Below are 25,261 nucleotides of genomic sequence, written 5' to 3' on the forward strand. Positions count from 1 at the left end.
TTATAAACCGATGTTCAATCCTGCGCCATAAGTCCTGTTCAGCGGATAAGCATTGCTCCTGTTGCCATTCAGCTCGGGATCAAGACCACGGAAAGAGGTAATGGTGAAGAGGTTTTCGGAAGAGCAATAGATACGACAGTTATTCAAACCGATCCTGCTCAGCAGTTCTTTAGGAAGATTGTATCCCAGCTGAATGTTTTTGAAACGGATATAACTCAGGTCATCCAGCCAGAAGGTCGTCTCCACACGGTTGTTGCTGCCGCTAAGTCTGGGCCATTCACCGTTGCGGTTTTCCACTGACCATGGATTATTCCAGTGATCCCAGGTAGACGCATAACGTTGTGCCCCAAAGTTGATGTTATTGTAGTTGTTGATCCAGTAGTCCTTACGACCGGTCGCACCGGTTATGAGGAAACCCAGGTCAATACCTTTCCAGGAGAAAGTCGTATTCAGGGCAAGAATAGTGGTAGGTCTGTCTCTTTGTACATTGGGATACGCCTTCATGTCGTTGCCGTCAATACGGCCGTCGCCATTCAGGTCTTTACGGATCAGATCACCTGGGGAAGCACCCTGCGGCGTGTTGTTATATACATCCTGCCAGGTCTGTGCGATCCCTTTATCTTCATAAGTATACAGGAAGTGGTAAGGCATATTCAGGAAGGTCCATCCCCTGTTCAGGAATTCATTCCATTTTTCAAGTGTCGTGATGTTATAGGAACCATTCAGGTTGATGCCATAACTGAGTTGTCCTACCCTGTCAGACCAGGTCAGGTTTAATTCAATACCCTGGTTACGCAGATCGCCGATATTCTTACGCGGTGCATTGTAAGCGCCGGTCAGCAGTACAGACATTTCTGAGGGGCGGTTCATACCTGTGGTAAGACGGTTGTAATAGTCGATTTCAGCATTCAGGTGATTGTCTGCAAAGCCCAGATCCAGACCGAGGTTCAGTACGCGGGTAGACTCCCAGGACAAGTCTTTGTTTACCATTTTCTGATTTACAAAACCTTTGGCAATAGTCCCGTCGATCATATAGTGACTGGCAGCCAGTGTTGCCTGTTGCTCTGTACGACCTACACCGGAGTTGTTACCCAGTCCGCCGTAAGAAGCGCGGAACTTACCATTACTCAGGAAGCGACGGGTAAGCCGATTGACGAATTTCTCTTCTGTAAAGCGCCATCCCACCGCTACAGAAGGAAAGAACCCATACTGCTGACCGGGCAGGAAGCGGGAGGAACCGTCATAACGGAAATTGGCTTCGAAGAGATATTTATTGAAAGCGGTATAATTGATACGACCGATATAGGAACGTAAGCCTTCCGTGCTGGAATTACCACCTGTGGATTGTATATCCGTGAGAGCAGCATCTACTTCATGCAGTGTAGGATACAGTCTGTCATTCCTGGAAGTACCCTGGTAACGGTCATACCAGAATTCTTCACTGTATACGCCTAAAGCGGTGAAATCATGGTTGACGCCAAATGTCTTGTGGTAGGTGATACGCCCATTCAGCATGGTCTTGTATCCTGTATTGGTAAAGTTGCCGATACCGGCATTGTCACCTACATATACACGGCTGCCATAGCTGACAGTCTGGAAGTTATAGGCACGGTTAGGATTATTGGCATTCCAGCGGAACTGGTTGTAATAATTCAGGGTATAATCCACACGACCCGTCAGTCCTTTAATCGGTTCCCAATCCAGGTATGCCGTAGCGTTGGCTTCCTGTCTGTTCTGGCGGTTCAGCATGTTCTGGTAAACGGTGTAGGGATTATATGCCTGCGGATCTTCATTATAAGCCATTACACCACCATAATAACCACTTACAGGATCATAAGGCGTAATACCGGCAATAGCGTATTGCAGGTCAAATCCGGCGGTATTAGAAGCATCGTCATCGGTATAACCATCCGCGAGTGCATACTGGTATTTAGACCAGTTACCATTGAAACGCAGCCCTGCATTCATGTTCTTCCGGAGTTTATTATCGTAGTTGAAGCGGGCATTGTAACGTTTATAGTCGTTATTGATCTGGAGCCCCCTTTCATCCATTACGCCGAGAGACATGAAGAAATTGGAATTCTCTGTTCCTCCGGAGGCGGACAGATTATAGTTCTGTATCACACCTTCGCGGAGTATCACATCCCACCAGTCCGTATTAGGATAACGTAAAGGATCGATCATACCCATCGCCATCCACTGATCGATCGTACCATCTTTAAAGTTGTAATTGGAGCGGAGTGTATTGACAGCTGCGGCACGCTGGTGCAGGGTCAATGCCCTGGCATAATCAGCCATAAATTCATAGGAACGCGTCGGTACTTCTACCCCATAACCACCCGAAAAATTAATCGTCGTCTTTTTTTGTCCTTTCCCCGATTTGGTGGTGATGAGAATAACGCCGTTGGCAGCCCTCGAACCATATACAGAAGCCGAGGTGGCATCTTTGAGTACGGAGATGCTCTCGATATCGTTCATGTTGATACGGTTAATGTCTACATCGGGCATACCGTCTACTACTACCAGCGGACTACTATTATTAACCGTACCAAGCCCACGGATAATGAGGCTGGAGGAATTGTTACCCGCCATACCGGAATTCTGGGTAACAGAGAGTCCGGGCACCAGACCCGATAATGCAGAAGAGGTATTCGGCAGGGAACGGCTGGTGATCTTTTCATCTACTTTTACAGCAGATACGGCGCCTACCATGTTTACTTTCTTTTGTGTACCGTAGCCTACTACCACGACTTCACCCAACGCTTTCTGATCTGATTCCAGGATGATATTTAAGCTGGATGCGCCGGAGAAGGGGACTTCCTTTTTAGCATAACCCATAGAGGAAAATACGAGTATCCCTTTTGTCGTATTCACTTTCAGGGTATAGTGCCCGCTGGCGTTGGTGACAGTACCTGTGGAGGCGCCTTTGAGTGATACGCTGACACCTGGCAAAGGTTGATTGGTGGCGTCAGTAACCTGTCCGGTAATGGTTTGTTGCTGTTGTGTACCATTGTCCTGGAAATACACGAGGACAGTTTCCGGAGCATTGTTCGCTGTGGCGCTTGTAATGGATCCTGCAGTGAGGATAAGGGCATGCAGGATACTTCTGGCATGGAGCCATCGTACCCCCGTTCCCTTTGGAGGAGGTAAATGATTAATCATCACATTGTGTGTTTAGGTGAAGGCAATAGAAGGCCTGTGCCGGCGGTAGACCGGCATCATGCAAAGGCATTCCGTCCCGGGAATGCAGGTGTTTGCCTATTAAGGGCTGCTATTGATGCCTGTTGTGTTTGTTGAATTAGTCATGATGCGTGGAATAAATTAACTGGTGAAGGCAATAAAAGGTCTGTGCCGATCGTGGACCGGCATAGCGCAAGGCATTCCACTCCCGGAATGCAAACGTTTGCATATCAGGAGCTGCTATTTATGCTTATTATGTTTGTCGGATCAGTCATAATGCGCGGAATAATTTAACGGTGAAGACAATAAAAAGCCTGTGTCGGTAGTTGACCCGGCATCCTGCAAAGCACTCCATCCCGGGAATGCAAACGTTTGCATGTCAGGAGCTACTGTTAGTACTTGTTATTTTTATTGAATCTGTCATGATGCGTGGAATGATTTAATTGGATGTCGATTTTGGTCTCAGGGAATAGCTCTTCTACAGAATATATAATAGATCTTCAGTTACAAATGTAATAAAAAGGCAATCGATTGCAACTAAAATTATTAAATTGATTTCATAATTACATAATAGTTCCGGTTTATTTTTTTGAGGGGTGGTAAATAGTTGTGTGATAGTGGGTTGTTATTTATTCACTGTTCCTGTGTCCGCACTTCGGGAATTGGGAATTGACTGGCATTTCTCAGGGGAGCGTGTTGCGGATATCCTATTCACTTCATGGCATATACGAGGTGTGCTATAAACGTCTGTTTGGTGGTTCTTCTCTTTCCATTGTTCACTCCTTGCCTCACATTTTACAATACTGTTCTATGGTTATTTAATGCTTCTTATTCTATGCGCTGCTATCTGTTTCTTATTGATGTGCAAGTTTGTAAATAGGCGGCTTTTTAAGGTAGCTTGGGCGTCTTTGCGGAGGTTTCAGATGACCAGAACGAACTGACGCCCGTTCAGTACATGATTGAGCTTGGGGAGAATGGCTGAGGGATATAGCTATACTGGGCGGTAGCTTTATGCAGGGGACGGGCTAAGGTTCGCCTGGTCATCTGAAACCTCCGCCCGACTAATTGTGTTGTTACCTACCTATTGGCTATCTATTTGATCTGTGTCTTATTGATGTGCAAGTTTGTAAATAGGCGGCTTTTTAAGGTAGATTGGGCGTCTTTGCTCTGGTTTCAGATGACCAGAACGAACTGACGCCCGTTCAGTACATGATTGAGCTTGGGGAGAATGGCTGAGGGATATAGCTATACTGGGCGGTAGCTTTATGCAGGGGACGGGCTAAGGTTCGCCTGGTCATCTGAAACCTCCGCCCGACTATTTGTGTTGTTGCCTACCTATTGCTATCTATTTGATCTGTGTCTTATTGATGTGCAAGTTTATAAATAGGCGGCTTTTTAAGGTAGATTTGACGTCTTTACTATGATTTCAGACAATGTTTTCAGTTGTACATTATTTTCATTTCCTGTTCGCCTCAAACTATGACAATTCCATTACATAACTTTTATATACCGATCGTTATATTTGCATCATGAAATTCACTCCCAGATCCGAAACGACCAGGCAATTAATTATAGAATCAGTCGCTAACCTGATGAACAGACAGGGATATGCCGGTACGTCTATTACGGATCTGGAGAAGGCAACCGGGTTGACAAAGGGCAGTATCTATGGTAATTTTGAAAATAAGGAGCAGATTGCTTATGCTGTGTTTGATTATAACCTGCTCCGGCTGAGGCAGGCTATCAGCAATGCGATGGACAAGTGTGGTACTTATAAGGATAAATTACTGGCTAATATCGCGGTATATTATGGTAGTATGGATAGCAGCGGTGGCGGCTGTCCGATGATGAATACTGCGGTTGAAGCAGATGATACGCATGAAGGTCTGAGAAAGAGAGCTGCTGAAGGTTTACTGAGATGGAAGCAGGATTTGACCGCTGTCATTGAAAAAGGTATGGCTGCCAATGAATTTAAAAAAGATACCGACGTACAAAAAACAGCACTCACCATTATCGCCCTGATAGAAGGCGCTATTCTGATAGGTAAAGCCACGCAGAATCCCGTTTTCCTTGATGTAATACTCACCACTGCCAAAGAGACCGTCCAGGGCATTTCCCAACATTAAATTTTTTTGATTTTTCATATACCGATCGTTATATATAAACACTATTCAAACTTAAAAGACGAATTTATGAACTATAAGATCTTCGGAAAGAAGTCAGGCCTGCGTGTGTCTGAGCTTGTACTAGGAACTGGTAATTTCGGTACGCGCTGGGGACATGGCGCTACCCCGGAAGAATCGAAGAAGGTATTCGACGCGTATGTTGCCGCTGGGGGCAACTTTATTGATACAGCTGACGGGTACCAGGTAGGAGAATCTGAAGAGCTCCTGTCGGGTTTTATTGCTGATAAAAGAAATGACCTGGTACTAGCTTCTAAATTTAGCACCGGCGGTTCTACATTGCTGACTACAGGTAATAGCCGCAAGAACATCGTCCGTTCTGTTGAAGCAAGTCTTAAGCGTCTTAATACGGATAGACTGGACTTGTACTGGGCGCATATTGATGACAGGCAGACACCTGTAGAGGAAATTGTCCGCGGTTTAGATGATCTTGTACAAAGCGGAAAGATCGTTTATGCAGGCTTTTCAAACTATCCTGCCTGGAAAACCGCCAATGCCTCCCTCATGGCCGATCTGCGCGGCTGGGCGCCGATTGTAGGTATTCAGATAGAATACAACCTGATTGAACGTACGCCTGATAGGGAATTGCTGCCGATGGCAGAAGCATTAGGCCTTGGAGTCGCCTTCTGGTCACCGCTCGCCGGAGGTACACTCACCGGAAAATATCGTACACCTGCAACAAACAAAGACTCCCGGCTGGAAAAATGGGGCGACTTTCTTGTTAAAGGCGAAAAAACCAACCGAGAGACGCTTATACTGGATACGCTTACCGATATTGCCGGCACGCATCAGGCAAAATTGCTCCATGTGGCATTGGCATGGTTACGTCAGATTTATAAACCTAACGAATTGTCAACAGTAACCATTATCGGTCCTCGTAACCAGGAGCAATTACAGGATAACCTCGACTCATTACAGGTAACGCTCAGTGAAGACGAGATCAAAAGACTCAGCGACGTGAGTGCCATCTCATTGGGATCACCGCATGAAATTATTACAGCTTCCCAGCAGCTCATCTTTGGCGCGGGGTCAGGACATACACAATCCTGACCTTTCTGCTTTCATCATAGACAACCGCTGTCATTCCCGACAGCGGCTTTTTAATTCCTATTTACCAAAACATGTCTTATTTTGAGCGGTACTAACTGTTGATATTATCATGAATTGTTCCTCGTTTCGCGCGCTCATTTCCTGTTTGTGCCTGCTACCGGCGCTTACGCTTTCTGCTCAGTCCACCACTGTTATCAAAACAAGCCGCGGTTATGTGCGCGGTGCTGTTGAAAAAGATGTCACGGTTTTTAAAGGTATTCCTTATGCGGCGCCACCTGTCGGTGCACTACGTTTCAAAGCGCCTGTCGAAACACCTGCCTGGAAGGATACCTTATCCTGTACCAGCTTTGGTGCTCCCGCCGCTCAATACAACGGGGAGAACCAGGGTGTAAGAGGCGATGAAAACTGTCTGACGCTAAACCTCTATACGCCTGACGTTCTACCTGCTAAAAAGATGCCTGTCGTAGTATGGGTACATGGCGGCGGTATGACTGGTGGCAGCGGTATGGGGATGAATGGCCATGCATTCGCAGATAAAGACAGCATCATCTGTATTACGATCAATTATCGTTTAGGTGTATTCGGCTTTCTCTATATGGGTGATATTCCCGGGTATGAAACATCGGGGAATAACGGTCTGCAGGATTGTATGATGGCTTTACAATGGATCAGGAAAAATATCCGTGCTTTCGGCGGCGATCCTTCGAGGGTAAGTGTGATGGGAGAATCCGCCGGGGCAAAACTAATATCTGCGTTACTGGTGGCTCCTGCCGCAAAAGGTAGTTTTCGTCAGTTGATACTGGAAAGCGGCTCCGTGAACTGTATCCGTGATATTGCCACCGCAAAAGCCATACGGCAGCGGCTGATGGATACCTTAGGTATCAGTGATCCGGCGGCACTGCTGCAGTTACCGGCTACCACCCTGATACCGGCACAGGCGAAGATATTAGGCGGGCCGAAAGGCACTAATTACTTTGGTCCGGTTACAGACGGCCTTGTCATCAAAGAAGATGCACTGGCTTATGTGAAAAAACATCCTAAAAAAAAGGTACGGGTACTGTTGGGTACCAATAAAGCGGAAGCGATCCTTTTTATGAATATGGACCGTCGTCTGTATACACCGGATTCCGCTTCGCTGAGCGACTGGTTTGGTGATAATTACAAGTATAGTTATGCCGCCTGGAAACGCATCCAGGACCGTCCGAAAGATACTGCTGCCATCATCACGTTAAGCCGTTATATGTACCAGTTACATACTTTCCGGCTGGCAAAAGCACTGGCTGCCGCTAGTAGAAACGTGTGGTTGTATTCGTTTCAACAGCCCAAGAATGGGGCACCTGCGACACATGCCGACGAACTGGCCTATATCTGGTATATTCCTGGTGAAGGTCATCCCCCTGCTAATCCGGCCCTGGCGACACTGATGCATCAACAGTGGTGTGATTTCATCAAAGGCCGTCAGCTATGGCCGCATTACGATGCTGCTAAAACAGGGATGGTTTTCGGTGAAAACAGCCATGTTACCACACCAGATGACTACGAAGATCCGGAGCATCCTACCATGGGCTTTATCCTGCATGGCAAATGATCCTGTTATAAGATGACCGGATTCCCCGGTAACATTGGCGCATCCGGCCATCTTCTGCTATCGTTGCAGGCGCTAAGTTTGCGTTATCTGAAATTCACCTTACCATGCTGAGAACAATCATTCTCTTCACAATCCTCCTGACAATGACACAGTTAACGACGAATGCACAAACATCTTCTACGGGTCATTATGCGGCAGTCAACGGCCTCAAACTGTATTATGAGATCCATGGCACAGGGATGCCCCTGGTCCTCTTACACGGTGGCGGCTCTACCATTGAAACAACCTATGGCCGCGTCTTACCGTCACTGGCCCTACATCATAAAGTAATTGCAATAGAGTTACAGGCCCATGGTCATACCGCGGATATAGACCGCCCTATGACCTTCGAACAGGATGCCGATGACGTGGCTACGCTGCTGCAACAATTACAGATCAGCAAGGCCGATATAATGGGCTTCAGCAATGGCGCTACCACTGCCTTACAGATAGCTATCCGTCACCCTGCCCTGGTCAATAAACTGGTACTGGCCTCTCCGCTGTACAGAAGGGATGGGATGTCTCCGGGCTTCTTTGAAGGCATGGCACAGGCTACCTTAGCACAGATGCCGGCGCCGCTCGCAGATGCCTACCGGAAGATCAACCCGGACCCGAAAGGACTGGAAGCAATGTTCATGCGCGATTCCAGGCGTATGCTCGCATTCACAGACATTCCTGACACCTTGATCAAAGGCATAGAGGCGCCTGCATTGGTGATCAATGGTTACAGTGACGTTATTACCAGTGAACATGTATTGCTGCTATCACGTACCCTCCCACATGCACAACTCGCGATCCTGCCGGGTGGTCATGGGGATTATATCGGGGAGATCTGCGCGCCTGATAAAAACAGTAAAATGCCGCTTTTAGTGGTCGAAATGATCGATGAATTCCTGCAGAAATAACATTACGTCAAAACTGGCTTAGACTGGCTTAAAAATGCCTGAAAATGCCCTGATCAGCATCCTTGTCTACGGACCTGGCACCAGCTGCTCAGGGCTTTTTTTTGTCTGCTGTAAAATGCCCGCTCGAACAATACCCGCCAGATGGACGCACTAAAAAGAAGCCTGTACACCAATCATATGATTAGAAAACCGCTGTAAACCTTCATCAGGATTTAAAGCACTATTTGTAAACTTCAAACAGGATTATCTGAGAATTGTGTCAACCTATATCAGAACGCCGTAAAGCGCTCGCTGAAACCACCTCACACCTGTAAAGCTAATCCTGCACTCAATAGGTGAATTGTAAGGTTTTTCTGTACTAAGACTATACCTGATCTCGCTTGCATATTCTAGACATTTCATAGATAAGCGTATATAAGGGTTATCTATGGGTTGTGTAGCTTATCTGACTAATACACAGTAGGTTCCATACATACGCTTTTCCTCTGGCTTCCTTACACATGACTGTTTCCTCAAAAGAACAACCTTAAGCCGGTGGGATTATCTGTCAGCTCCCCCCTATTGACAGCATAACAAAGGCCGGAACAAATTGTTCCGGCCTGACTATTAATACCTTGTAATAATATGACTTTAGCTTTTAATCACCTGTGCCGCTATTTCAGCCTTTAACAGACCCACCAGCAGGTTCATCTGATCGCTGTTCCCTGATACCCTGGATACCAGGATGCCTCCTTCTATCATCGCATAGGCTTTCGTCACAAAGACCTTTACATCCCAGTCTTTATTGAATGTACCTTCTGCAATACCTTGTTCTACGATATCAGTCATTGCCTGTTGTACCGTACAGATGGTGTTGTATACTTTCTCCCTGATCACAGGATTGGTATCATCTGCTTCCATCCCAAAATTCATCATCGGACAACCACCTTTTACAGGAGGGTTCAACGGGTCGCCCAGATAGTCGAGTAAGGCAAAAAACTTTTCTTTTGCACCGCTATATTTCTGTGCCTCTGCACCGGTTTTCTCTACGAATTGCTGGAGGTTATAATCTACTGCACAATAAGCCAGTTCTTCCTTGTTGGCAAAATGCACATAAAGACTGCCTTTTGCCAGATTCGTCACTTCCATAATATCCGTGATCGCTGTCGCTGCTACCCCTTTTGTATTAAAAAGCGGCGCTGTCTGCTCAATAATGAACTGCCTTGTATTTTTACCCTTACTCATTGCCAAGAATTACACTGCAAATATACAATGAACGATCATTCATTTTTTAAGAAAATTTATTTCATCGCTATAAATTGAAAAATATATAAATACAGATTATTATATCTTAAATACAATAAAGAACACTGTTAGTGATTTGGATTATGAACAATCGTTCATTTACATTTGCATTATCAAAGGAATCGTAAAGATCAGGCCCGTTCATCGCTGCGCAGCGTCGTTTCTCATGGCAGAAAAACGGGTGGTCAGATGGTACATGATCCGATAAAATATAAAATCACTAACAATGAGCACACATACGCATGTGACGGCACCGACACAATACATACAGGTTAAGGGTAATAAACTGGCTTATCGCCGTTATGGCAGTGGTAAAGGTCTGCCAATGGTCTTTATGCAACACTTTACCGGTACCATGGATAACTGGGATCCGGCAGTGATGGATGCACTGGCCAAAGACAGGGAAGTCATTATCTTCAATACCACCGGCATTTCCAGTTCTGAAGGTGAACCTAAAAACAACACCGCAGCTATTGCCAGCGATGCGGCTGCCTTTATCGATGCACTGGGTCTGCAACAGATAGATCTGTTAGGCTTTTCTATGGGAAGTTTCGCTGCTCAACAGCTGACATTAGATCGTCCGGAGCTGGTACGGAAACTGATACTGGTAGGTTCTGGTCCAAGGGGCGGTGAAGGATTGGATACATTCAGTCCGCTGGTATGGGACATTTTAAGCAGGACTTATGACCCGGCTGATGAACTGTTACTGGACACCTTCTTTACACCTTCTGAAGCCAGTCAACAGGCAGGCCGCCGTTTCCTGGACAGGATCAGGGCCAGGGTAGAAAACCGGGATCCGGCTATCAGCGATAAGGTGGTACCGGCACAACTGGCCGCTATCACCGCCTGGGGCACTAAACACGAAGGTTCTTATGATTACCTCAAGGAGATCAAAGTTCCTGTGCTGATCGTCAGCGGTCATGATGATATCATCTTCCCGACCGTCAACAATTATATCCTCCAGCAACACCTTCCGGATGCGCAACTGATTATTTATCCTGATACAAATCATGGCTCCATCTATCAATATCCGGAGCTATTTGTAATACAGGTGAATCTCTTCCTGAAAGGCATTGCCTGAGAAAACCATCCTATAAAAACAAAGAACGCGTCCCCCCAGCGGCGGACGCGTTCTTTTATCATAGTCAGTGATGAATACCTGCTACCAGTGTTTATTCAGCGTCCTCTCTATCCAGCGAATCCTTCGCATTGCCACGTTTCAATTTCACTACCGGATTCTTTTGTGTACCTGTCACATTGAAAGGAATACCCAGAATACCAAACGGCGGTAATCCGACGCGTCCTTTCATATTCAGGCGGCCATCAAAGCTGACCTGTCCTTCAAAACGCGGCCTGAAACCAGCAATACGCAATTTAGTGCGTTCAATAGTAATGATGTTGTTTGCAATAGAAGAACGGATATCTACTTCTGACAAACTGGGATCTTTAATGTCTTTGCGGTTGGTGGTATTACCTACGGCATTCAACATCCTGAATCCTTTGACTTTTATTTTCTTCAGCGACAACACCCCCTCTCCTTTCAAGGAAGAATAAACAATGTGCATGTTTTCATCCAGCCGGCCGTTGACATGATAATCCAGTCCGACGATACCACTTGCCGCACCTGCTGAAGTCGCCATATCATGAAACAGCCTGATCTCATTGTAGGCGCGTTTAATATCAAACTGTCTCGCATTGATACGGTAATCAAAAGCAGCTGATTGTTCACTGAGCGGTGTGTACACAGCATCCATCGCTACCGGAGCGCCGATGATACTAAAGCCGGTTTTGTTTAGTTGCAGACTACCATTATCCACCAGCAACTGACCATGGAATTTGCTGATATCTATGCCACTAAAACGTACTTTTTCCGCATTTGCCGTTAGCGATAATGAGAGATTAGCAGGTATATTGACTACATGCGGAGGCTCTGGTGTACCGTCTGATTCCTCCTGACCATATGATTTTAATTCATCAGCCAGCAGGTAATTACTTTTCAGGCTGAACGCCCCTCTTAGTTGCTGGTTCTTCTGTGTGGCGTAGCCGATCAGGTTATACAGATGACCATTCAACTGGATATCCGACTGACCATAACGGAGGTCGAATTTGTCAAACCACATCTTGTCTTCTTCAAAGCGGAATACACCGTTTTCGATATGGAAGGGTAAAGGGAAACGGGCAGCCGTGATGGTGACATCTCTGACAGTCAGCGAACCTTTATTATTGAGATTGGCGTATTGTCCGCTCATGGCATCTGCCTGTGTACCCTGTAAGGAAAGATCTGTTTTGATCATGCCTTCTACATCATAGCCTTCCTTGCCTAGTACTTTATAAATACGCCCCAGATCAATGATACCGCTGGCCAGGATATTATAGCGTAAGTTGTCAAAATTATCCAGGGCTGCTTTCAGTGTAAATGTCTGACCTTCAAAGGCAAAAGAGACTGGTTTGATATCTACTTTCAGGGACTGCAAACTACCGGAGGTATCTGTCAGTACCGCATTCACATTGATCTTTTCAATAGGATGTTTGTAGTATTTCGTTTGCAGGGTACCGTTATTCATGTGCAGTGCTGCCGTGGTTACCGGGAACAGGCTTGCCGCAGGTTTATAAATACCTTTACTTAAGATATTGATATTCAGATCACCACTCAGATCGATACCATCCAGCGGATAGAATTTCTCCACATCCGCCATGTGCAGTACGGCCTTCAGATTCGCATCTACCTGTGGCTGCTGCCCATTCGCGAGCAAGAGGTATCCTTTAATATAGTTATTGAGCACTTCCGCATTCAGCTTGCTAACGTCCACCCGGATGTTGGCATAGTTATTATCCGGACAGTTTGCTTTTACATCAAATGCGATATTGTGAACAGGTTCCCTGACCTTGTCAAACTTGATATACCCATTCGTGAGACTGGAACTGAAATCAAACGCAGGGATGCTGCTGATAGCCACATCTGATTCATGTCCCGGACCATTATTCACTGCATATTGTATATAGCGGCCATCGGCTTTCAGGTGTGCATGGAACTGTCCTTTCAGATCGAATTTATCCCAACCCATCGCTTCCCCCCATTGCTGCATATCAATGTCTGCTTCCATGCGGGCGTGGATGTCAGGTCTGTAGAGACCTGTCATATTCATCGATGAACTGAAAAAGCCTTTATCCAGTGTAAAGTACAGAGAATCAAGACTCACATAGAATTTCTCTGTATTCATCTGCGGCAGTTTCGTCTGAAAATCAAGTCGTAACTGTTGTACTTTACTGGAAGCGCCGGTATGTGCGATCACGCCGTCCCTTACCTTAATATTAAAGCTGAAGTCAGGCATTTTATTCGTCTTCGCGATATAGTTACCTGTCAATGAGGCACTTACTTCTGCATCCCCTTTTATTTCAGTCTGCTCCATCCAGGATACATAATCAGCCGGCAGGGCACTGAACAAAGCGGCTAATGTGGAAGCCCCGGAACTGAGTCTGAAATCCATTTTATACCCATTTCTGAGGAAGCTGAACGCACCGTTCAGTTTAACAGGCAATTGGTTAATCTTCAGGTCATTCCTTTCAAAGCTGAAATTCAGCGACTTCGTATTAATACGGGTGATCAGGTCACCATTTAGCTTTTTAGACTGTATATAAGGTACTTCCCCATAGGAAAGATCTAGGGAGGCAATATTGATCTTGGAGAACAGGTCAAACTGTGAAGACTCCAGGTCACCTTTACCCAGGTAATTGACTTCACGGGCACGGATATATAGTCCGAGGGATTTATCATGGTAAATAATGCCGCAATGATCCAGCTGAATGCGTTCGATTTTTAAAGAAGCTCCGCTGCTGTCGGCCGATTCCTTTGCCCCGGCGGATGACTGATAGACGTTATAGTTGGGACGCCCTTCTCCATCTACCAGGACGTGAATATTACCTTTGGTCAGGTATATCTCATCGATTCTGAGCGTTTTAGAGAAGACGCTACCCAGGTTCACTCCCAGGGAAACCGCATTGGCGGTTACGAGGGTGTCATGTTCGAAGGGTGCGGAGCCTTTCAGACTGACATCGTACAAAGTAAGCGTCAGAGAGGGAAAGTGATTAAAGAAAGACAGTCTTGCCTTTGAAAAGTTCAATTCCGTGCTGATGCTGTTATTGGCCCAGGTCTTTATTTTCTTGGAGACCGCTCCGGGAAATAATAATGGTAATAAAAAAAGCAGTATTAATATTCCCAGGACTGACGCCGAAACAATTTTCAGCGTTTTCAACGCGATTCTCTTCATTCTTCCATTAAGCATAAGGTATAGGATAGCAGCATTTGTTGTCCACTGCACTTGCGGGCGCAAAGATAGAAAAAAATTTTTCTGGGTACCCAACCTTTGCGCAATTACTCACCGTTAACTATGATAGTAAAACGAACTCTATGAAAAAACTCGGCGTCTACACACTATTTGTAGGGGGAATCATTCTCGTACACACGGCGTGCTCCAAAGAGGAAGTACTCAAATTCCAGGGTCGCAACTCCGTTGCTGACATCCGGGATTCGATTCCTACGGACAGCATTCCGCATGATACGATACCACATGACACGATCCCGTTCCCGCATGACACCATTCCGCACGATACGATACCGTTCCCACATGACACGGTACCACATCCTCCGGATACGATCGTTCATCCACCTTATCCACCGTATCCGCCACAGCATCCGGATACGGCGCGTCCGCATTATCCGCCTCATTACCCGGATACCCCGCGTCCGCACTATCCACCCCATCACCCGGATACGCCACGACCACATTATCCGCCACAGCATCCGGATACCCCACGCCCGCATTATCCACCAGTGGATTCTACCGGTTACCGGGTATACAAAAATGCAAGCAGCGATAATTCGCCGGTGAGCAGAGTGAGAGCCAGCGGTATTTCTCTGAGATAAAGCGATCAGCAACAGGCATAATTATTTTGTAATTGTAACTAATAAGACAAAATATCGTTCCAGTATTACGTTTCCGTGCGTAGCAAGATACTATAGCCAGTTTGTTCTCACGCCTGGGCCACCTTTGGGGGGTCCAGGTATATTGCGTCAGAAACGGCGCTGTCATGAAATAATATTTATAATACCTATTGGGAGTCCTTCAGTTGGAAGATATTAAGGAGCTGATAACATTATGTGCCGCTAATGACCGTCTTGGTCAGGAGAAACTTTACCGTAAGTTTTATCCCGCGTTGTTTCTATTGTGCCGGAAGTTTTTCCCGGTACAGGAAGACGCATTGGAAGCATTGAACGATGGTATGCTAAAGGTTTTTAAGAACATCGGTAGGTACAATGACGATAAGGGAGAATTCTTTAACTGGGTCTATACGATCGTACGCAATACGGCACTGGACAAACTCAAGGTCAACGGATGGCCCAGGCATGTGGAAGTGGACGAGATCATCATTCCGGATAATGATAATCCGCTGACAGCCCTGGAGTCGTCGGACATTTATAAGCTACTGGATGTCCTGCCACCAGCTACAAGAGCGATCTGCATTTTATTCTACCTGGAAGGCTGTCAGATACCAGAGATCGCAGCACAGCTGGAGCTGAGTGCAGGCACCGTCAAGTGGCATCTGAGCGAGGTAAGAAAGCGGTTGAAACCAGTTTTATTACAGTATTATAAAAAATAGGGTTAAACGTGTCTGAGCAAAATTTGAGTGATAAGTTTTTAAACAGCGAGGAAAGCGGTATTCCCATTCCACCCGTGGAACAGGGATGGTCGGCTATGCAGCATATGCTGGATAAGGCGATGCCTGTCCATACGCCTTCCTCTCCCACTGCTCCGAAGCCAACGCCAAAACCCGGTGCTGCTGTAATAAAAGGATTACTGAAAGGTGTACTTATTTCCGGTACTGCCGTTACCGTGAGCGTCAGCGGCTGGTGGCTGTATAAACATTCCGGGCAGACAAAGGATACGCATCCGGCCATCGTACAGCCGGCTGCTGATAGTCCTGCGGCAGATGCTGTTCAATTATCAGTTGACAGTAGTTATTCAGCCATAACGCCTTCTCTTTCGGACAGTAATCATATGAAGGAGGGTCTTCCGGAAACAGATCAGACGCAGCCAGCAGCTACCCATCAGGCACAGGATGCCATCGCTAATAGCACGGAAGAACAATCCCAGACAGTTACAGGCGCAGGTAGACGCGCGCAGGTAGCCCAGGGAACGGCTGACAGTAAAAGTGATCAGGCAGTGGCCACTACAAGGGTATCTGATGGAACAGCGAAAACAGGCAATAACGCTGCTGCTACTCCTGGTAAAACTAATAATGCTTCGCAACAAGCAAATGCCTATATAAAACAATCAACGACCGGCAACACCAGTCGTCCATCCAGACTACTCACGCAAAGGAATACCAGCAATGGCGACCATAAAACGTCTGCCGGTCTGTCATCCAATCAACAACCAGCCATCACTGATCCGGTCATTCCATCTGGTCGTCAGCAAACACCCCGGGCTGGTTCACCGCAACTGCCAGGAGCAGGCAAGCCTCCTGCAGCCAGCGGTGTAAATAATGAGGCTAAGCAGCCCTCTTTTGCCGGCAACTATCCACAGCAGAAAGCGGCGAAGCCGGAAACAGGCGAAGCCAACAATGATGCATCGGCAACGGGCACCCCTACATCCAAAAATCCTCTTCTTCCGGCGGACAGGAACAGGACAAGCAGCGATCTGTCTGTACCAGCTTCGACCAGCAGCTGGATCCTGGAACCTGTAAAACAACCCGACCAGAGCCGGAATGTTAGTCTGCTTCATAACAGCAAAGACCGTAACAAAATCGCTACAGCGGCTGTTCCCTCTCATAAACGGGAAATACGCGCTGCCTGGAATCTCTACGGACAACTACCTGTCGCTATCCCTTTAGAAGGCAACACCTACTACTTCACCGGGCCTGATGGAAAGAAACAATACTGGCGTCTGCTGATCCCTTCTCTTCGTATCGAAAGGGTCATTGGAAGTGTCGCATTGTCGGCTGATATCATGCCTGCTATCAACACCATACTGCCCTCCAACGAGCATCATTCCAGAACAGCAGGCGGCAGATTCCCACAGTATGATACCATCCGCTCCGTGATTAAACAACATGGGACAGGTCTTACCCTGCAGGTGCATTATTCCCTCACCCCACACCTGAAAATAAGCGCAGGTGCGCAACTCTCCCTGCTGGGAAAAGCAGCCGTAGCACAGACGCTGGCAGATACCCTGAACAAAAGAGGTGCTACCATACTCCGCGCTGCTACGCAAACAGAAACGGACAGTCTGGTACACAGGCGCATCAGCGGACTCGCTGAAGTGTATTATGAGTTCGGTAAATGGCAGACAGGTGTGCGTACCATCATTCCATTCACCAATACCGGCCTGCAAAAAAACTGGCCGATAAAAACACCGGTACAGGTAGAACTGCTGTTCAGGAGAAGACTGTTCACCCGATAGCAGCTGATAAAAATGCTATCTTCATATCCAATCGCGGTATATAATTTGAAACAGTACCCATATGGATATTCAAAAGATCAGAAGAGATACTATCGGCTGTGAACAGCTAATTCATTTGAATAATGCAGGTGCCGCGCTGATGCCGGCAGTGGTAGCCAATGGTATCAGGGATTATATTTCAGCAGAAGAAACCGGCGGTGGTTATGAGACTGCTGACAAGTACAGCGCTGAACTGGATCAGTTCTATACCTACATGGCCAAACTGTTGCATTGCAGATCCGAAAACATCGCCTTTACCACCAATGCTACTGACAGCTTCAACCGTGCCTTGTCTGCCGTGCCATTCAAACAGGGAGACGTCATCCTGACGACAGAAAACGACTACCCTTCTAATTTTATCGCCTTTATTTCTCTGCAGAAAAGACTGGGAATAGAGATCGTCACAGTGCGAAATACACCTTCCGGTGAAACTGACCTGGAAGACCTGGAACAAAAGATCAACACACTTCAACCACGCCTTGTGTCAGTCACACATGTACCTACCAGTTCCGGACTCGTACAACCGGTAGCCGCAATCGGTAATATCACTAAACGTTATGATACTTTGTATCTGCTGGATGCGTGTCAATCCGTCGGACAACTAGCCGTTGACGCCATTGCTACAGGCGCTGATTTCATCAGCGGCACCTTCCGTAAATTCCTGCGGGGCCCCAGAGGCGCTGGCTTTTTATATATCTCTGATAAAGCATTACAAAGCGGATTAGAACCATTGTTCCCGGATCTGAGAGGCGCCGAATGGACCGGTATCCATGCCTATACACACCGGGAAGATGCCAAACGTTTTGAAGACTGGGAAACAGCCTTTGCGCTGATGGCGGGAAGTACTGCTGCCATAAAATACCTGCTGGATATAGGAATACAGGAGGTGCAAACCCGGAATGAAACGCTTACCGCTTACCTGCGGCATCAGCTAGGCAATGTACCTGGCGTACAGTTACAGGACAAAGGAAAACACCCCTGCAGTATCGTTACCTTCAGTATAGCGAACCAGGAACCGGAGCGTTTCAAACAATATTTCAAACAACACGGCGTCAATATTTACACCACTGCCAGGTCGTCTGCTATCATTGATTTCACACAGAAGGGCATTGAATGGGTGGCAAGAGTATCACCGCACTATTACAACACGGAAGCAGAGATCGACCGGTTTATGCAACTGCTGACTGCGATCGCTTAACTTATCATGCGTATAAATACCTGATTCCAAATATCCGTAGCAAAACGATTGTCAGTTAGCTGCGGGCACCCTAATTTTGTCCCCGCTTAAGAGATAGCGCTATAAATAAGCACCACAACAACTAACCCCGAAAGTGTAGCATTCAGATTAACCTACATCACAACGGAAAACGTAGACCCCAAAACGTAAAGCATGTTAACGCTCCAAAAGACGTTCCGCTATGCTGCGGACCCCTCAAAGCTGCCTTTGAGCAGCGTACCCGTGACCATTGGTTACCCGGTATATCAGATCAGTAAAAGTATGCCTCCCGGCACTACATTTGAAATATACATCCGGGAAGCCGTGGACAGTAATTCTATCAGCTTTCAGCAACAACTGACTGCGAAAGAATACTTTTCTCCGCTGCCGGAAGGAAGTATGTTCAGCAACAATTACGACCTGTTATTTCAGTATTTCAACTTCCATTTCAACTCAGGTTTGTCCGCCAATGTAACGCTGGAGCAAATCAGCAGTCCCTTCCAGGTACAGTTTGCCGGTGGCAGCCAGACCAGCACTGTTGACGGTCTGTACTTCCTGAAAGACCTGCTTCCCCTGCAACGTTCTGCACGACTGGCAAGAACTGCGCCTGCGGCGGATGGAAATGCAGAACTCTATATCCGGAAGAACCTCTACATGGTCAACAAAACCGGCTATCTTTCCATGATCGAACATATCGGGGTGAGAGAGCTGGATCCGGGTGGATTTTTCCTGTTGTATGTCATCAATCAGCTGATCGATCTCAGTGGGAAATCACCTGTACTGAAAGCGACAATAGACGACACTATCAAACAACGTATCGGTGCTATTCTGAACAGCTTTTCCTATGAGAATACAGAGGAGATCACCAATTATGTCATTGACAACTTCAACCTGCTGATTGACTTCCCGATGGATATGCCGGAGATACAGTCACTGGAAATAGGCGGTGATTTTGAAATTGTTCCCGCAGATGGTACAGATACCGGTTTCACCGACTTACTGCTGTTTGATCTTTCTGTAGAATATGCCGTAAGGGAAAGCGATACGGTTTCTATGGTGCAGATACAGCACTTTGACTGGATGGCGCACAAAGGTGATTTCAAAGATGGTAAGATCAAATTCAGCTTTACCAGGGATAATCCGCTGTTGCAATCTGCTATAGACGGCAACATTCTTATCAAGGTAAAAAACTTTGATAAAGCGGTGATCTGGTCCAGACAATACAAGCCGGAAGATCCGGCGCTGGCAAAGCTGGCAATCAGCGTTCCGCTCCAACGTCCTAACGTGATCACGGCAGGCGATAAAAGCGGCACAAAAGACGATAATAAGCGCCTGCGCGGTCAATTGGTGGAACTGACGAAACAGTGTCCGCTGAAAGGGGCAAAAGTCCTTATTCAGGCTAAAAAAGACGCAGATAGTCTGTGGCAGATTGTAGGCGCTGCGGAAGCAGATAGTGCCGGTAACTTCTCGATGCCTTACCCCTATGGCGTATTTACCGCCGCACAGGCACTGGTATCGCTGACGCCTGACAGTCCGGTAGATATTGCAGTCAATCCACAATCCCAGACCAACCAGTCCATCTCCCAGGATTTCCTCTACCTGTTACTGAAAGATGTTGTTTGTGAAGATGATCATGCACATGGCGACGATGACTGCGAATGTCATTCCGTTAAAAAATCAGGTCGTCTGCCGGGTCAGGAAGACCTGATCAACTCTGATCAGTATTCACAGGATATCGGAGGTTCCTGTGTGAACCTCTCCACGCCTAACCGTACCCTTCGCGAATATAACTATTCCGCTATCGTACGTACCTCCGATCCGGATGTAGCGAATTACACCCTGCGGAAGTTACTCAATGGCAAATATGAGCTCGCAGGCGACAATAAAAAGATCTCCCGTGCCGGTGTGGACCTGGATAATCCGATCCGCTGGCAGGACGCCCCTGACGCCAAAGAAAACCTCTCTTTCTATCAGGCAGTAACCGTCGCTACGGGACACATTCTGCATTACAAATCAGAGTTCAAAGCAGATGGTTATTCTATGGGTGATCTGCTGTATTCCCTGGCACTGGCTCCTGGTCAGAAGAAGCAGATCGTCATCATTGATGCAGAACATTCTCTCACCGGAGCAGAAACACAATCGCTGGCACAGGGTGAAAGTCTGGCGGCCAGTCTGCTGAACGAACGTTCTATCTCCGATCAACTGGGCGGTAACATCAGTGAAGCCATGAGCGGCAGAAGTTCTGCCAGCACCAGCGGTGTCAGTGCAGGTCTTGGTGCTGCTGTAAGCTATGGCGGTATGATTGGTGCCTCCCTGGGTGTAGCAGGTGGTTATTCTAATTCCAATTCATCCGCCTCACAGAACAGTTCCCGTAATATTTCACAGTTCTTTGGTGAAAGACTGCGTCAGAGTATTATGCAGAATGCCGAAAGCTATCGTCAGCTGAATGCATCCGTAGTAACTTCTGTACGCGAAGGACAGACATATGGCGCTACCGCTGATGTAGTAGCTAACCATAACCACTGTCATGCGCTGACAATGATGTACTTCGAAGTACTGCGTCATTTTGCTATCTACCAGGAACTGGCCAGTGTGGAAGAATGTGTGTTCGTACCCTTACTGATGACCAATTTCACCCCTGAAAATATCAGGAAATGGGCAGATGTGCTGGCGAAACATCTCAAGCCGATGCCATCCAGTACTTACCTCCGGCCGGCTTTGTATTTAGGCAGACCGCAACATCCTTTGCTGAAAGCGTTTGATGCCAATGAAAGGATCCTGACGAATTACCAGCATGTAGATTATCCAACTGGTTCTTATGACAAAGACCAGATCCGTTTCGTAAAAGGCGAGGTGAATGCACGTGTGAACCTGGAACGTCCGAAAACAAAATACGACCGTATCAAGTCACTGCCTGTCATCACCAAAACGGTAACCAAAGAGGTAACTGACGCCCGCAGCGTGGCAAAGAGTGCGGTATTAGGCGTGCTGACCGGCGGTTTATCCCTCCTGCTGGGATCTGACGGTACCCGTACGGAAACAGAAGAAGTAATGGGAAAAGAAAGGATCTTCGACGGATTCATGCACCTGGATGCCAATTACGAATATGTCGCGCCTGCCCGTTGTATCCGCGTGAACAATTTCCGCGACTTCACCATCAAACTGCCATGGGGAAATATTACCATCGCTCCTATCGACTTCTTCCAGGGCGCACAGGTAGATAAAAAACTCTGGGATGCCTATGCATCGATCCTGGGTTATACCGATACCCTGGATATGCTGGAATATTATTTCAAAGGCAGGCTCATTTCAGAGTGGGATGAGATCTATTACAATGATATCGCACCGGTTGTTTTTGAGCGTATTACCGACGCGATCCGCTTTGAAGGCATTACTACCGATATGAGCACGACAGCCCGTTATAAAGGCGGAGAACGTGTCATGCGCGTCAACTTCAACGGTACTACCAGCAAACGCAGAGTAGACTTTGGCGATACGCTGAAAATGTTCTGTAACAGTCCGGCAGCCAAATCCCTGAAAGGACTGGTTACCCTGAACGTAGAGAATGTACGCATCAGCTATTCTACCGATCATTTCAACGGTTACCTCTACAGCGGTAATGTCGGTGATGATATACTGGACGATACCTTCCTGTATATTCCGGAAAATGCGGACGAGAAAAAAGACCCGCGTAAAGAAGACCAGTTCCTTGTACAGAAACTGCTGGATCACCTGAACAGCAACCTGGAACATTATAACAAAGCGCTGTGGTATAACCTGGATACAGACCGTCGTTTTATGCTGCTGGATGGTTTCAATATCCAGATCTTTAATGAGTTCGGTATACCTACCGGATTCAGAAGTCTGGCTTCCGTAGTAAAAAATGAACTGGTGGGTATCGTAGGTAACTCCCTGGTATTGCCGGTAGCTCCTGGTTATAAAGTAAGCCAGTCTTTCATTACAGAACAGACAGACGAAGGCGTGGAACAGGAAGTAACCCTGTTCGACCACTATCAGCCACTGACGCCTGTACCTCCTTACCGTGTCAGTGTACCAACACGCGGCGTATTTATGGAAGCCGTACAGGGCGCTTGTGACGCCTGTGAAAAAGTGAAGGAGAACTCTTCTCAGGACTGGGATAAATTCCAGACAGAACAGCCTACACCTATTGGTACGATTACACCAGTGACACCGGTAGTGACCGACTGGAAAGCTGCCTTCAAAGATTTCGCAACACCGATTGTCAATATCCAGAATGCACCTGCCACACCAGAACCAGGAGCAGGACTGGCAGGATTGTCGGAGCTGATGGGTAAAGCGGGTATTTTCAAAGATATCACCGGACTTGATGCCAATCAGCAGAATGCCATCAAGACTTACCTGTCCAACCAGGAAAATGCCAAAGCCTTTGCAGAGATGGCAAAAACGATGGCCATGCAGAGTCATAACTCCGACAACTCTTCCAAGATCATGGATACGCTGAAAGCGGCCAAGGATTCCGGCGCGATCAGCAATGATGATTATGGCAAACTGGTGAAAGAACACTTACAGCAGGTAATTGACGGTGGGGCTACCAAAAAAGCTGAAATGGAAAAAGATAAGAGTGCCGCTAAACCTTCTTTGACTGATGCAGCCGTAAAAGCAGCTGACCAGGGCAAGGACGTAAAAGCACAGAAAACTGATCCGGAAGGCAATGTGGAAAGTGTAGAGATCACCAGCGGCGCCTCCAAAACGGTACTGGCGGAAGTAGACGGAACTATTCCAAAACTGAAACAGCCGAATTCCATGGCTTGCTGGGCGACCGTTGCCACCATGATGGTTTCCTGGAAAATGAAGCAGTCCATGTCTATCGAAAATGTAATGATGCTGGCGGGCGACGAATACCTGGAGAAATTCAATACGAACAAAGGACTGAAAGCGGCGGAAAAAGAAGCCTTCCTGACCCAGCTGAATATGGTAGGTGAAGGTCCGGCCAGCTACCCGATACAGCAATACGTGAACTGGATCAAAACGTATGGTCCGCTGTGGATCACGATTGACTCCAGCGTAGCAGAAGGTCCGTTCTCTCCACATGCCCGCATCCTCTACAAAATAGAAGGTACCGGTACTGATAAAGGCACCAATTTCGTATTCATTGATCCGGCTACCGGCACAGAGAAAACGGAGACTTTCTATGATTTCCTCGCGGCTTACGAGCAGATGGTGACTGATAATCCTTCTTCCAGACTGTTTACACAAATCGTACATTTCAAAGACGAGGCAGATGCGGGTGAAGGTTATCAGATCCAGGACCCTTTACACATGAACAGTCCTGTTCACGAAAAAATCACCATGGCGGCACTGGTGAATTCCACGGCAAAACAGCCAGCAAACACGAAAGTGGGCGTAGGTGGCGATCACAAGGCAAATGAGATCTTCCGTGGTATCTTCTGGAATGACGATCCGGCTAACCTCCTGTTTGAAGACAGCAAATACTCCAGCTGGACGGTTGCAACCGGTCTGGTATGGCTGATGAAGTTCAAAGCAGCGGAAGGCGCTAGCAAAACAGACCTGAAAAATATCATCGGTCGCTCCCACTTCTGGGACCTGCAGTTCCTGCACGGCATGGGTACAAAAAAAGGAGAAGATCCGAAGGATACGCAAGCCAAGATCCTGCTGTGGGTAGAAACGATGTATAAGCTGTCTATCGAGGAAGGTATAAAAGACGAAGATCAGCTGAAAGCCATTCCGGTGACTTCCAAGTTTGGTAACAATACTTACCGCATCAGTAGCTTCTTTACGTCGGATACCAGTCCGAAAGACACAGATACGGTGACTAAACTGCTCAGTAATGACAGTAACTCGATCTTCCTTGACAATTCAAGGAGAGCATTGGGTTCTATTATGCACCTGATACAGGACTCTTTTGCGAAAGGACATACCAAACGTAAGCTGAAGAATCCAGGCGATCTTAAACCGGGTAAAACAGATGAATTTGTAGATGGCAAATGGGGTGATTATGGCGAGATCGAAAACTTCCATTGTTATGCCGGACAGGATCATTCCGCACACGACAAGTATGATGATTATGACGCGGATCTGCTGAATGTGAGCAGTCTGGAGACCTTCAATGGACTGATCGGTGCACGTAACTCCGTGAACTATTGTATCAAACTGGTCGATTTCTGGAAAGCCAGGGTACCTTATAACAACGGACCGAAAGCGATGTTTGAAAACGAGATTTTCAAACTGGCAGCCAATGCGACACCATCGGACACCAACGTGTGAACTGATATCTATCCATAAAGAAAAGCCGCAGCACTGATGTGCTGCGGCTT

The 25,261-nt window shown here is 47.0% G+C and carries 13 protein-coding genes; 10 read left to right on the plus strand and 3 right to left on the minus strand.

Annotated features, from left to right (window positions below):
* Complete coding sequence (locus CPIN_RS22470; RefSeq protein ID WP_012792142.1) at positions 1-3,162, minus strand: SusC/RagA family TonB-linked outer membrane protein; 3,162 nt, start codon at positions 3,160-3,162, stop codon at positions 1-3.
* Between the two features lie 1,547 nt (positions 3,163-4,709).
* On the opposite strand from CPIN_RS22470, the gene CPIN_RS22475 reads away from it, so the two are divergent.
* The 4 genes from CPIN_RS22475 to CPIN_RS22490 all read left to right on the plus strand — a co-directional run bounded on the left by CPIN_RS22475 (position 4,710) and on the right by CPIN_RS22490 (position 8,945).
* A complete protein-coding gene (locus tag CPIN_RS22475; RefSeq protein ID WP_012792143.1) occupies positions 4,710-5,306 on the plus strand; it encodes a TetR/AcrR family transcriptional regulator in 597 nt (198 codons plus the stop codon).
* Between the two features lie 66 nt (positions 5,307-5,372).
* A complete protein-coding gene (locus CPIN_RS22480; RefSeq protein WP_012792144.1) occupies positions 5,373-6,413 on the plus strand; it encodes an aldo/keto reductase in 1,041 nt (346 codons plus the stop codon).
* Between the two features lie 109 nt (positions 6,414-6,522).
* Positions 6,523-8,001, plus strand: coding sequence for a carboxylesterase/lipase family protein (locus CPIN_RS22485; protein WP_012792145.1), 1,479 nt, complete (start codon positions 6,523-6,525; stop codon positions 7,999-8,001).
* 104 nt (positions 8,002-8,105) lie between these two features.
* Positions 8,106-8,945, plus strand: coding sequence for an alpha/beta fold hydrolase (locus CPIN_RS22490; protein ID WP_012792146.1), 840 nt, complete (start codon positions 8,106-8,108; stop codon positions 8,943-8,945).
* Between the two features lie 630 nt (positions 8,946-9,575).
* Here the strand turns inward: CPIN_RS22490 and CPIN_RS22495 are convergent.
* Positions 9,576-10,169: a TetR/AcrR family transcriptional regulator gene (locus CPIN_RS22495; protein ID WP_012792147.1), complete on the minus strand. Its 594-nt coding sequence runs from the start codon at positions 10,167-10,169 to the stop codon at positions 9,576-9,578.
* Between the two features lie 286 nt (positions 10,170-10,455).
* Here CPIN_RS22495 and CPIN_RS22500 point away from each other — a divergent pair, with 286 nt between their 5' ends.
* On the plus strand, positions 10,456-11,310 hold the full coding sequence (locus CPIN_RS22500; protein ID WP_012792148.1) for an alpha/beta fold hydrolase: 855 nt from the start codon (positions 10,456-10,458) through the stop codon (positions 11,308-11,310).
* A gap of 91 nt (positions 11,311-11,401) precedes the next feature.
* Here CPIN_RS22500 and CPIN_RS36920 read toward each other — a convergent pair whose 3' ends face one another.
* The gene (locus CPIN_RS36920) at positions 11,402-14,512 is read right to left on the minus strand and encodes an AsmA family protein (protein ID WP_148230620.1); all 3,111 of its coding nucleotides are present in this window, start codon (positions 14,510-14,512) and stop codon (positions 11,402-11,404) included.
* A gap of 125 nt (positions 14,513-14,637) precedes the next feature.
* On the opposite strand from CPIN_RS36920, the gene CPIN_RS22510 reads away from it, so the two are divergent.
* From CPIN_RS22510 to CPIN_RS22530, 5 genes are all read left to right on the plus strand, one after another.
* Positions 14,638-15,153 (plus strand): hypothetical protein, encoded by a 516-nt coding sequence (locus tag CPIN_RS22510; protein WP_012792150.1) that lies wholly within the window; start codon positions 14,638-14,640, stop codon positions 15,151-15,153.
* Between the two features lie 203 nt (positions 15,154-15,356).
* The gene (locus CPIN_RS22515; RefSeq protein WP_245552027.1) at positions 15,357-15,887 is read left to right on the plus strand and encodes an RNA polymerase sigma factor; all 531 of its coding nucleotides are present in this window, start codon (positions 15,357-15,359) and stop codon (positions 15,885-15,887) included.
* Positions 15,888-15,895: 8 nt separating this feature from the next.
* A complete protein-coding gene (locus CPIN_RS22520) occupies positions 15,896-17,689 on the plus strand; it encodes a hypothetical protein (protein WP_012792152.1) in 1,794 nt (597 codons plus the stop codon).
* Between the two features lie 61 nt (positions 17,690-17,750).
* Positions 17,751-18,926 carry an aminotransferase class V-fold PLP-dependent enzyme gene (locus CPIN_RS22525; RefSeq protein WP_012792153.1) on the plus strand — a complete coding sequence of 392 codons (1,176 nt, stop codon included), beginning with the start codon at positions 17,751-17,753 and terminating at the stop codon, positions 18,924-18,926.
* 192 nt (positions 18,927-19,118) lie between these two features.
* A complete protein-coding gene (locus tag CPIN_RS22530) occupies positions 19,119-25,211 on the plus strand; it encodes a papain-like cysteine protease family protein (RefSeq protein ID WP_012792154.1) in 6,093 nt (2,030 codons plus the stop codon).
* Positions 25,212-25,261 lie beyond the last annotated feature (50 nt).

This window comes from Chitinophaga pinensis DSM 2588, assembly GCF_000024005.1.
Lineage (GTDB): Bacteria > Bacteroidota > Bacteroidia > Chitinophagales > Chitinophagaceae > Chitinophaga > Chitinophaga pinensis.